Source organism: Photobacterium sp. GB-50, assembly GCF_003026755.1.
Classification (GTDB): Bacteria; Pseudomonadota; Gammaproteobacteria; order Enterobacterales; family Vibrionaceae; genus Photobacterium.
In genome coordinates this window covers 53490-65703 of record NZ_PYNX01000011.1, presented here as the reverse complement: position 1 = coordinate 65703, position 12214 = coordinate 53490, and the positions used below count along the sequence as shown (strand labels likewise).

Below are 12214 nucleotides of genomic sequence, written 5' to 3'. Positions count from 1 at the left end.
CTTTTTGTTGATATATGCAATGTGATTGCTCACAAGGTTTCGGCGTACTCAAGCATAATTTGCTCACACCACTGGGTGATACGTTGATCGGAATGTTCGTATTGTGAGTCTTCATCCAGCGCAAGACCGACAAAGAATTGTTTATCGTCAGTAAGGGCTTTTGATGCTTCAAATTGGTAGCTATCATCATTGGGCCAGTAGCCAATAAATTGAACGCCTGCTTCTAATAGCTTGTCATGCAGCATTCCCATCGCATCAAGGAACCACTCGGTGTAACCTTCTTGATCGCCTAAGCCAAACAATGCAATGGTTTTATTGGTTAAACGTAATCCATCAAGCTGCTGCCACACGGCTTCCCAATCTTCTTGCAGTTCACCAAAGTCCCAGGTTGAAATACCTAAAATAAGCATATCAAACTGGTTCATCTCATTGATGTCTGCTTCTTTAATATTACGCAGTTCAATCAGCTCGGGACCAATACAATCACGGATCTTTTCTGCTGCCATTTCGGTATAGCAGGTGGTTGAGCCATAAAACAAACCGATTTTCATGCTGAGTATCCTAGTATTTTTATTTATTGTTTGAGTGTACCTGTAATGACCTTACAAGCTCAATAAAGTGAATAAAAGCATCCGATATTTTTTCACTTATTGTCTGTTGTAATAAGCCTCGTTACTTTTGCTTTAAAATATCCTATGATGAATGAAAGTACTGTGTTTTTATCCATGTGTTGAAGCTTTGCTAACACAGATTTTGGAGTGAAAAATGGAAAACGATGACGTTATTATCGAACGTTTTCTGGATGCGATGTGGATGGAGCGAGGATTATCTGAAAATACCTTGTCGTCTTACCGCAATGATTTAACCAAGCTATTACGCTGGTTAAAACAAGAATCACGTAATGTCATCAGTGTTTCAGTTGATGATTTACAGCGTTATCAACAATGGTTATTTGATAAAGATTATAAGCAAACCTCACGTGCACGTATGGTTTCTGCTATTCGCCGTTTATTTCAATATTTACATCGTGAAAAGATGCGTGATGACGATCCGAGTGCGATGCTAGTGACACCTAAATTACCCAAACGCTTACCCAAAGATTTAAGTGAAGCACAAGTGGATGCGTTATTAGAAGCACCCGATGTTAATGATCCGATTGAACTGCGCGATAAAGCGATGCTTGAATTGTTGTATGCAACAGGCTTGCGTGTAACTGAGCTTGTGACATTAACTATGGAAAATATTAGCTTGCGCCAAGGTGTCGTTCGCATTACTGGTAAAGGTGATAAAGAGCGATTAGTCCCGATGGGAGAAAATGCTGTCGATTGGATTGAACAATTTATTGATACGGGGCGTCCGCAACTACTGGGAGAAAAAAGCTCTGATGTGTTATTTCCGAGTCGTCGAGCAAGACAAATGACCCGTCAAACGTTTTGGCATCGGATTAAACACTATGCTGTTTTAGCGGGAATTGATGCAGAAACATTATCACCTCACGTGATGCGTCACGCCTTTGCAACGCACTTATTAAATTACGGTGCTGATCTTCGTGTGGTACAAATGTTGCTTGGACATAGTGACCTATCAACCACACAAATTTATACCCATGTTGCAACGGAAAGGTTAAAACAATTACACCAAACTCACCATCCTCGCGCATAATTGTGAGAGAGTGTTAGGTAAATTCGTGAATACTATTTGCGTTCCGTTAGAGTTGACTTATTCTTGCCTAGCAAATGAGAGTAGAAAGTTTGAAACTATTTTACGATGAATTAGGTCTCATAAAGATTGAGAGTATCATCATTAATTAAGGATAAATTAAATGCACTTTATCAGCCGAACAATTGTGGCAACAGCGGTTGCTTTAACGGCTTTTTCAGCGGCAGCGAAGCCAGATGAAGCGGCGATTAGTCAGCAACTTGCGAAAGTCGGCTTAACCCCTTCATCGATTGAAGCGTCTCCGATTTCAGGATTAAATGAAATTATGACAGAGCGTGGCATTGTTTATGCTTCTGATGATGGTAAGTATTTTGTCGTTGGTCACTTATACGAAAATAATGGTGCGCAGCCTGTTAACTTAACAGAGCAAAAAATGGCAAAAATGAACAAGGATAAAATTGCAGCGATGGAAAAAGACATGATTGTCTATCCTGCAAAGAACGAAAAATATGTCGTTACCGTGTTCACCGATACAAGCTGTGGCTATTGTCGTAAATTACATAATGATATCAAAGGTTATAATGATGAAGGCATTACTGTTCGTTATTTAGCCTTCCCTCGTGGTGGTGAGCGTTCTGGCAACTTTAATCAAATGAGTGCGATCTGGGGTGCTAAAGATCGTGCAAAAGCGATGGATGATGCGAAGAGTGGCAATTTTGATACAAGTAAGATCACACCTCGTCCAGATTTAGTGCGTGCACAATACGAGCTTGGTGTTGCAATGGGTGTGAACGGTACGCCTGCTATTATTCTCGCTGATGGTACGATGATCCCTGGTTATCAGCCGCCTGCAGCATTACGTCAGCTACTTGATAGCCAACCAAAAAGCTAATTTAGCGTCGTAGATGATGGAATAATAGAAAGCCTGAGCATTATGTTCAGGCTTTTTTGTTATAGGCTATTTCGTTACTATGAAAAGATAATAATACTGATAAGAAGCCTGATTATGATTGAAATTAAACGTCGCCCTTTAGCAGATACTGAGGGGTTCTCAGATCAAATCCCTCCGATCTTACAACGTATTTATGCTAGCCGTGGGATCAAAAATGATGCTGAGTTAGAGCGTAGTGCCAAGGGGCTACTTAATTACAATCAGCTTCATGGTATGACTAGCGCAGTTCAGTTGTTAGTGGATGCGCTTTTGCAAAACACACGAATTATCATTGTTGGTGATTTTGATGCTGATGGCGCAACAAGTTCAGCATTATCTGTGCTAGCGCTTCGTATGCTCGGCTGTAAAAATGTTGATTATTTAGTACCTAACCGTTTCGACGATGGATATGGCCTGAGCCCTGAAGTGGTTGAACAAGCCATTGAACGTGGCGCAGAGCTGATTATGACCGTGGATAACGGAGTTTCTTCGATTGCTGGCGTTGCGGTAGCGAAAGAAAAAGGCTTGACCGTATTAGTTACCGATCACCATTTGCCAGGCGATTGTTTACCGATCGCTGATGCGATTGTTAACCCAAATCTTAATGAGTGTGGGTTTCCATCTAAAGCGCTGTGTGGTGTCGGGGTAGCTTTCTACCTCATGCTGGCACTGCGCGCTGAATTACGTCAGAGAGGTTGGTTTGAACAGCAAGGTATCGCCATGCCTAATCTGGCTGAATTACTGGATTTAGTCGCACTGGGAACTGTTGCTGATGTCGTTGCACTTGATGGCAATAATCGTATTTTAGTGCATCAAGGCTTACAACGTATTCGTGCGGGTAAGTGTCGACCTGGTATTCAAGCGCTAATTGAGGTTGCCAATCGCGATCCGGCGCGTTTAGTGACCAGTGATTTAGGGTTTGCCTTAGGGCCTCGCATTAATGCCGCAGGACGATTAGATGATATGTCGTTTGGGGTTGAACTCCTGTTGTGTGACAACATTCAATCAGCGCGTCGTATGGCATCAGAGCTAGATGGCTTAAATCAGACTCGAAAAGAAATAGAGCTGGGCATGAAAGATGAGGCCTTAGCGATTTGTGAGCGTTTGAAGTTTAATCAGCAAGATATGCCTTATGGTTTAGTGCTCTTCCAGCGCGATTGGCACCAAGGTGTGATTGGTATTTTAGCCTCACGTATTAAAGATAAATATCATCGTCCTGTGATTGCTTTTGCCGATGCGGGGAACGGTGAAATTAAAGGCTCATGTCGCTCAATTCCTGGATTACATATGCGTGATGCGCTAGATCTGGTCGATACCCAAAATCCTGGGATGATTTTGAAATTTGGTGGTCACGCGATGGCGGCAGGACTTACTATCCCTGAAGATAAATTAGATACTTTTAGTAAAGCTTTTGATGCGGTGGTTCGTAATGTACTTGATGAAGAAGCGCTAAAAGGGGTATTGATGACAGATGGTGAGTTAGGCAGTCATGAATTAAACCTAGATGTGGCTGAAATTCTTCGTGCTGGTGGTCCTTGGGGACAACAATTTCCTGAGCCAGCCTTTGATGGTACTTTCCGATTATTGCATCAAAAGTTAGTGGGCGGGAAACACCTTAAGATGATGGTAGAGCCGCTAAGTGGCGGTAGCGTAATTGATGCGATTGCTTTTAATGTTGATGTGAAACGTTGGCCTGATGCATCGGTTCAACAAGTTGAATTGGTTTACCGTTTAGATGTTAATGAATACCGAGGCAATCGCAGTGTGCAATTGATGATTGAACATTTGAACGCGAAATAAGTATTATTTTCATTTTTTGATAACGAATATCTTAGTGGCGAGGTTTTCAAGGCTGATTAAGCCTAGAATCTCGCCATTTTATTATTAATTTTCTTATAACCTTTCTCTCCCTCTGTATATTCTATCTACAATTCGATAGAATCTTTCGGTTATGTCCATTTCGACAATGAAGAGTGGCAATGTTCGAGATTAATCCTATTAAAAACCGACTTGAGGATGTGTCAGCACGTACTGATACCCTTAGGGGGTACCTTTGACTACGATGCTAAGAAAGAGCGTCTAGAAGAGGTAAACGCAGAATTAGAGCAACCAGATGTATGGAATGAACCTGATCGCGCACAAGCGTTAGGTAAAGAGCGTGCATCACTGGAAGCGGTAGTTGAAACCATTGACTTACTAGATCAAGGCGTTGAAGACGTTGAAGGTTTATTAGAGCTGGCGGTGGAAGAAAACGATCAAGAAACATTTGATGAGATTGAACCTGAGTTAGCTGAGCTTGAAGCTAAGTTAGCTAAGTTGGAATTTCGTCGTATGTTTGCAGGCGATCACGATGCGTCTGATTGTTACCTTGACCTTCAAGCAGGTTCAGGTGGTACAGAAGCACAAGATTGGACTTCAATGATGCTACGCATGTATTTGCGTTGGGCTGATGCCAAAGGTTTTAAAACCGAAATCATTGAAATCTCTGATGGTGATGTTGCCGGTCTGAAATCGGTTACCGTTCGAATCAGTGGCGAGTATGCTTATGGCTGGTTACGTACTGAAACAGGTGTTCACCGTTTAGTGCGTAAGTCACCGTTTGATTCAGGTGGTCGTCGTCATACTTCTTTTGCTTCAGCATTCGTTTATCCTGAAATTGATGACAATATCGTGATTGATATTAACCCATCAGATCTACGTATTGACGTATACCGTGCATCAGGCGCGGGTGGTCAGCACGTTAACACCACGGAATCTGCGGTACGTATTACCCACCTTCCAACTAACATTGTGGTGCAGTGTCAGAACGATCGCTCTCAGCATAAAAACAAAGATCAGGCAATGAAGCAGTTAAAAGCGAAATTGTTTGAATATGAAATGCAGAAGCAAAATGCTGAAAAGCAAGCCAGTGAAGATACCAAATCCGACATTGGTTGGGGTAGTCAAATTCGTTCATACGTATTAGATGACTCCCGCATTAAAGATTTACGTACTGGGGTGGAAAATCGTAACACCCAAGCAGTACTGGACGGTGATTTAGACCGTTTTATAGAAGCAAGCCTGAAATCAGGTCTTTAACCGAATTCCGGTAAAAATTTAAGGGTTACCCCATGACTGATCAATTACAAGATGAGAATAAGCTGATTGCTGAGCGTCGCGCTAAATTAGATATGATCCGCGAAAACTGCAAAGCAAATGGCCACCCCAATGATTTCCGTCGCGATAGCTTAGCGGCAGATCTCAATGCAAAATACGGTGAAATGACCAAAGAAGAGCTTGAAGAAGCGGGTCATGTATTTGCAATCGCGGGTCGTATTATGGCTAAGCGTGGTCCTTTCTTAGCTATTCAAGATGTATCTGGTCGTATTCAAGCTTACGCATCAAAAGATGTGCAGAAAGAGCTAAAAGAGAAGTATTCAGGCTTAGATATCGGTGACATTATCGGTATTAAAGGTGCTCTTCATAAGTCAGGTAAAGGTGATCTTTACGTGAATATGGATGAGTACGAGCTGCTAACAAAAGCACTGCGTCCTTTACCTGAAAAATTCCATGGCTTAACTGACCAAGAAATGCGTTACCGTCAGCGTTACGTTGATCTTATCGTTAACGATGATTCACGTCATGCTTTTGTGGTTCGTTCAAAAGTGGTATCTGCGATCCGTAGCTTCATGGTAACGAAAGGCTTCATGGAAGTTGAAACACCAATGATGCATGTGATCCCAGGTGGTGCAACAGCACGCCCATTTATCACACACCATAACGCACTCGATATCGATATGTACCTACGCGTTGCACCAGAGCTTTACCTTAAGCGTCTAGTGGTTGGTGGTTTTGAGCGTGTATTCGAAATCAACCGTAACTTCCGTAACGAAGGTCTATCTCCTCGTCATAACCCTGAATTCACCATGATGGAATTCTACATGGCGTACGCAGATTACAACGATCTGATGGATCTGACAGAAGAAATGCTAAGCAGCATTGCGATTGACGTTCTTGGTTCTTCTAAAATGCCATACGGTGAGTTTGAAGTTGAATTTGCAGGTCCATACACACGTATGAGCATGCTAGATGCTATCAAGCAGTACAACCCAGAGCACGCAGAAATCCAAGCATTAACTTACGAAGGCGTTGCTGATCGTGAGCTAATGGTGAAGATTGCTAAGTCTGTACACGTTGATGTTGAAGATTTCTGGACTTGTGGTCAGTTGCTAGAAGAGATCTTCGGTGAAACCGCTGAACCTCAACTAATGCAACCAACTTTCATTACTGAGTACCCAGCAGATATTTCTCCACTTGCTCGTCGTAACGATGAAAATCCATTCATTACAGATCGTTTTGAATTCTTCATCGGTGGTCGTGAAGTAGCGAATGGTTTCTCTGAGCTTAACGATGCACAAGATCAAGATCAACGCTTCAAAGCGCAGGTTGATGCTAAAGATGCGGGTGATGATGAAGCAATGTACTACGATGCAGATTACATTACTGCGCTAGAGCACGGCTTACCACCGACAGCGGGTCAAGGTATTGGTATCGATCGCCTAGTGATGTTATTTACCAATACACACACAATCCGTGACGTGATCCTATTCCCAGCAATGCGTCCTCAAAGCAACTAGTTCTAAGCTCTGATATAAAAAACCACCGCTAAGCGGTGGTTTTTTTTGCTAAAAACAAAACTGAATAACCATTTCCTTATATTTAATGGTGCTATTTTTTAATTTGTTGCATTAAAAATGAATGTGATTTTTAGAATAATTCATTAAGATTGTGATGTATTTCGATAAAATGTAACTTTTAAGATAAAAAATAGATGCATACTTTGAATTTAATAGTAAACATGTTGCTCACTGGTGTGGCGTACATATAGTATTGTTAAGTATTTGGTGCGGTTACTATTAATACACATTAAAACAACAGTCGTGCTACGTAATAACGTTATCAAGGGCGATTAGGGATGGATAAACGAAATAAGATCGGGGCAGCGAATTCAATTGTTGTCTTTGGCGGAGTAAATCAAAAGTGGCTTCCATCAATGGAGGCGGCTGGGTGGTCATGTCACCGTTGTTATGATTTACGCGCAGCAGAATCTTTATTGTTAGAAATGGGCCCCTGTGTAGGTGTTGTAGATCTAAGTAATGATGATTTCAGTTTGCATAGCTTAGCCGCACTTGTGAATCGTAATAAGCAAGTACGCTGGATAGCGATTGTGCGTGATGAACAATTAAATAATGAAGCAATAAGTCAATTAATTGTGAATTTTTGCTTAGATTATTTTTCTACTCCTGTTCCTTGTGAGCGACTAAAGCAAACCATTGGTCACCAAAGTGGAATGCTAGCATTAGAACGTCAAGTTTGGCCTCAGTTAGGCCAGTTTGGGCAACAAGGCTTGCAAGGCAATACGCCAGTGATGAAGAAACTTCGTGATCAAGTTAAGCGTGTTGCATTAAGTGATGTACCTGTTTTAATCAGTGGTGAAATTGGTACTGGAAAATTAGTAGTAGCAGAAGCCTTACATCAAGCTTCGGTTCGAGCCAAAAAGCCGCTAGTACGTGTTAATTGTGAAAATTTACAAGCCGGGTGGATAAATGAGGTTGGACAAAATTCTTATCTCGATTATGCCAATAACGGTGTGTTAGTACTTAATGAGTTTACTTTACTTGCAGATGATAGAAAAAAAGAAGTACTGAAAATACTCAGTGATGGTGTCTATTATCATCCTGATGGCAGTATTTTAACGTTAGATATCCGTTTTATAGCTACCAGTAGTCACAATTTTGAAGATCTATCAGAGTTAGATACATTAACCCGTGATCTGTATTTTAGATTAAATGTGGTGTCACTAACGGTACCTGCTTTACGTGAAAGAGGCGGGGATATTGTATTACTAGCAGAGTTTTTACTCTTAAAATATGCTAGGCAATATAATAGTGTTGTTAAGACGTTTTCTGAACAAGCCAAAGCGATGTTGCTTCAATATCAATGGCCTGGCAATGTCCGTGAATTAATTAGTCAAATCAAGCGTTCTGTATTACTGGTTGAAACTAAGTGTATAGAAGCGGAGCATTTAGACATTCCCCGAGTGACTGAAGATAAGCAAAGTTTAAAGAAAATTCGTGAAGAATCGGAACGAACGGCATTATTAACAGTATTAGAAAATAACAAAGGTCAAATCTCTGCAGCAGCGAGAGAATTAGGTGTATCTCGCGCCACTATGTATCGATTGCTGAATAAACATGACTTGATCCCACCTCCTCGTTGTTTCCGCCAAGGTTAATATCATTTAACGTTGATTGATTAATACAACAGCGACTGCAAGGTGGCTGTTTTTTTAGATCTAAATATCATTCTCTCTACCAATACTACATAAATGTTTCTGCTGATATTTCATGAAAATATTGGTTTTAAATTAGTCTATAGCGAATAAAAGTAGAGCCTTATAGCATAAAAACATGCAGTTACATTGATGGCATAAATTTACTTGTTATATGTTAATGATTCGTTAGTATTGGTTTTAAGCATATCTTTCCAATTTGAAAATGTCCGATCCTTTAGCAAAGAACAGCGACATGGTTAGAGTGTGAATCTTAATTTAAAGCCAAGGAGAATGTCATTATGCGCCAGTCTGTGTATATCCGATTTGCTATTTTTTTAATCCAACAAGATGTGAAACGAGAAGAGGCGTTATGGCGACATCAGCAACGTCGAGTCAGTGTCTATTTACCTGTTCTTTCCCCTCACTTAATGCGCGATGTGGGGGTTGAAAGTGATGGACGTATTGCATTGAGTCATCTTGTTCATGCCGAGCGTAAAGTTCGTCATCTCAGACGAACATTAAGATTTAGACACAACACGTAAGGAGTAAGGCCAGCAAGTATTTTTACTTGCTGGCCAACCGTTACGTAATACTCAAACACTAAGGGCAAGGGTTTGAGTATTGAATACCAACTCGCTCTAAATCTGTCATAACTTCTTCAGAAAGCATGAGATCAATACTGTTTATATTGTTTTCTAACTGCTCTAGTGTAGTGGCACCGATGATATTTGCCGCAACAAAAGGACGTTGGTTAACAAACGCGAGTGCCATTTGGACGGGATCAAGTCCGTGCTTATTAGCGACATCAATATAAGCTTGTGTGGCTTGAATACCTTGCTGATTAAAATAGCGTGAAAAGCGAGGAAACTCAGTGCATCGCGCCCCTTTAGGCTTGGCATTATTTAAATATTTACCGCTTAATGCGCCAAAAGCTAACGGGGAATAGGCTAGTAGCTCTACACCTTCATGATGGCTAATTTCAGAAAGTCCGACTTCAAAACTACGGTTAAGTAAATTGTAGGGATTTTGAATGGATACGATTCTTGGTAAATTGTGTTTTTCTGCGAGCTGAAGATAAGACATGACTCCCCAAGGGGTTTCATTGGAGACGCCGATATATCTGATTTTTCCTGCTGTGACTAACTCACTTAATGCCTCTAGTGTTTCAATTAACGTAACACCACAATGATCTTCTTCATAATGGTAGTTTAACTTACCAAAACAATTGGTTTGCCGTTGAGGCCAGTGCAGCTGGTAGAGATCGATATAATCGGTTTTTAAGCGAATTAAACTATCATTCACCGCATCATGAATATGACGTCGATTAAGCGACATATTGTCACGAATATAAGGCACATTACGGGGGCCTGCCACTTTTGTTGCAATCACAACTCTATCTCGTAATTGTGTTTTTTCTAGCCAATTACCAATATAACTTTCTGTTAAACCTTGGGTATTAGCATTCGGCGGGACGGGATACATTTCCGCAGTATCAATGAAGTTGACGCCATGCTCAAAGGCGAAATCTAATTGGCTATGGGCTTCATCCTGATTATTTTGTTCACCAAAGGTCATGGTACCGAGGCAGATCTTACTGATCTCTAAACTAGAATGCGGGATTGTATGGTATTTCATTCGCTGTCCTTGCCATTAATGTCTTTTATTTGACTATAGCTTGAAGTGTTTGGACTGAGAAGTGCATTAAATATGAAATGAATATTATATTACGAACTTGATAGGAGGAGAAAACTGACACATAGTTAATGTTAGATCTTTTATTTTTTTAGTGTAGATAAACAATGAAGCTATCTCAATTAAAGCCGTGGCTTAAAGCATCACCGAATAAGATCCCACATTGTGTATTAACCTGTTATGCGGGATATTCTGATTATCTGATGGAAATTGAATATAAGCATCAGTTACAGCCACTTAAAGATGAGCAAGATAACTTACTGCATTTTAAGACGATTGAGCAGGCGCAGGTATTATTGAAATCTATTGGGATCAGTAATATGACGTTACGTTTAACTGATCCCTATGATGAATTCTTACCGGAAGGGCTCACGGCTGCTTGTGAAGAAGATATGGTGTTGCATTTTTAGTCCCGCGGTTTAACGCAGCACATAGCTTAAATAAAGTATCGAGCTAAAATTTCTGCCGTGAAGTGTGTTTTTAAATAAAAACCACGAGGTAAGGTTTTGATAGGCTGTCCATTTGCGCCGTAAGCTTCTGTGAGTACTTTGCTATTTGCCGCTTTGGGTCGTAATTGCAGTACCTCGCCATGGCGTGCTGTGATGTGCTCGACTTGGCCGAGTACGATCATATCCATTAACTCTTCCCAGTCTTGTTTTAACTGCGCATCTTCGTCTATCGATGGACTCCATATTAACGGTGATCCAACATGGCGTTCTGCTAAGGGAATATCACGTTCACCTTCGACAGGGATCCATAATACCCGTGAGAGCTTATGACGAATATGACTGGTTTCCCATCGTAATCCTTGTACTCCAATTAAAGGGGCGACACAGACAAATGTGGTTTCTAATGGTTTGCCATTATAGCCAATAGGGATCGTTTTAAGTTCAATCCCAAGATCGATAAAGTCAGGAACGGGCTTACTTCCCGCTGTTGCACCTAAATGCCACTCCAACAGCTGCCCAACCCATCCTTTATCTCTTTTTAGATCTGCAGGTGGAATAATGCCAGCAAGATCGGCTAGTTCTCCAAGCGTTAACCCTGCTAGTTGTTGGGCTCGATAGAGGAGTTCGTGTTCAGTGAGAGGGGGGGATGGTTGCTCAGGCTTTGGCATAGTGCTACGCGATGATCATGATCTAAAATAAGAAGAGTCAAGATCATAACATAGCTTTTTCCTGTTGAATGGATAAATCTAGAGAAAAGGATCATTTTAAAAGATATCCACAGATTATTTTTATTAAATATTTATTTTGATGCTAACTGTTTAAATAGACAGGCTTAAGTTGGTGTTTTATTCATCTTGATTATCTTGTGTTCGATCATTTTTATTGTATGGTGTGGATAAAGTCAGAATTGATTGATCTTTAACCGATCGTTTTTTTGAGATGTGAATATTCTATTTTTTAAAATTTATTATGTATCTTTATTGATTTTAATATTTTGATTTTTATGTGTTTTTCGTTTTATCTTTTGACGTTTCATTGCTATTTATCAAATGATAATTACATATAAAACCGAGGTTTTTTTATCTTCTGCACAAATCTATCCACAGAAAGAGTGAATAAATGTGGGGGATGTCTCATTTAGATGTTTATAACCTCTAGTAGAGAGAGGAG

The 12214-nt window shown here is 40.6% G+C and carries 11 protein-coding genes; 8 read left to right on the top strand and 3 right to left on the bottom strand.

Features of this window, described 5'->3' with window-relative positions; genetic code table 11:
• Positions 1–29: 29 nt before the first annotated feature.
• Positions 30–551: a flavodoxin FldB gene (gene fldB / locus C9J41_RS14385; RefSeq protein WP_107207251.1), complete on the bottom strand. Its 522-nt coding sequence runs from the start codon at positions 549–551 to the stop codon at positions 30–32.
• Positions 552–765: 214 nt separating this feature from the next.
• On the opposite strand from fldB, the gene xerD reads away from it, so the two are divergent.
• From xerD to C9J41_RS14350, 7 genes are all read left to right on the top strand, one after another.
• A complete protein-coding gene (xerD, locus tag C9J41_RS14380; RefSeq protein ID WP_107207252.1) occupies positions 766–1662 on the top strand; it encodes a site-specific tyrosine recombinase XerD in 897 nt (298 codons plus the stop codon).
• 160 nt (positions 1663–1822) lie between these two features.
• Positions 1823–2551: a bifunctional protein-disulfide isomerase/oxidoreductase DsbC gene (gene dsbC / locus C9J41_RS14375; protein WP_107207253.1), complete on the top strand. Its 729-nt coding sequence runs from the start codon at positions 1823–1825 to the stop codon at positions 2549–2551.
• A gap of 114 nt (positions 2552–2665) precedes the next feature.
• Entirely contained in the window at positions 2666–4390 is a 1725-nt protein-coding gene (gene recJ, locus C9J41_RS14370; protein WP_107207254.1) for a single-stranded-DNA-specific exonuclease RecJ, read from the top strand.
• Between the two features lie 179 nt (positions 4391–4569).
• Positions 4570–5668, top strand: a protein-coding gene (gene prfB, locus C9J41_RS14365; protein ID WP_105059510.1) for a peptide chain release factor 2 whose coding sequence is annotated in 2 segments (ribosomal slippage) — positions 4570–4644 and positions 4646–5668 — 1098 coding nt in all. Because the reading frame shifts where the segments join, the coding sequence is not laid out codon by codon here.
• A gap of 32 nt (positions 5669–5700) precedes the next feature.
• Positions 5701–7206 (top strand): lysine--tRNA ligase, encoded by a 1506-nt coding sequence (lysS, locus tag C9J41_RS14360; RefSeq protein ID WP_005369658.1) that lies wholly within the window; start codon positions 5701–5703, stop codon positions 7204–7206.
• 338 nt (positions 7207–7544) lie between these two features.
• Complete coding sequence (locus C9J41_RS14355) at positions 7545–8864, top strand: sigma-54 dependent transcriptional regulator (RefSeq protein ID WP_107207255.1); 1320 nt, start codon at positions 7545–7547, stop codon at positions 8862–8864.
• A 338-nt stretch (positions 8865–9202) separates the two neighbouring features.
• Positions 9203–9445 carry a hypothetical protein gene (locus C9J41_RS14350; protein ID WP_107207256.1) on the top strand — a complete coding sequence of 81 codons (243 nt, stop codon included), beginning with the start codon at positions 9203–9205 and terminating at the stop codon, positions 9443–9445.
• Positions 9446–9503: 58 nt separating this feature from the next.
• On the opposite strand, the gene C9J41_RS14345 is transcribed toward C9J41_RS14350, so the two are convergent.
• Positions 9504–10538 carry an NADP(H)-dependent aldo-keto reductase gene (locus C9J41_RS14345; protein ID WP_107207257.1) on the bottom strand — a complete coding sequence of 345 codons (1035 nt, stop codon included), beginning with the start codon at positions 10536–10538 and terminating at the stop codon, positions 9504–9506.
• A gap of 164 nt (positions 10539–10702) precedes the next feature.
• Here C9J41_RS14345 and C9J41_RS14340 point away from each other — a divergent pair, with 164 nt between their 5' ends.
• A complete protein-coding gene (locus tag C9J41_RS14340; RefSeq protein WP_107207258.1) occupies positions 10703–11005 on the top strand; it encodes a DUF6482 family protein in 303 nt (100 codons plus the stop codon).
• Positions 11006–11031: 26 nt separating this feature from the next.
• On the opposite strand, the gene mutH is transcribed toward C9J41_RS14340, so the two are convergent.
• Positions 11032–11712, bottom strand: coding sequence for a DNA mismatch repair endonuclease MutH (gene mutH / locus C9J41_RS14335; protein ID WP_107207259.1), 681 nt, complete (start codon positions 11710–11712; stop codon positions 11032–11034).
• Positions 11713–12214: the final 502 nt, after the last annotated feature.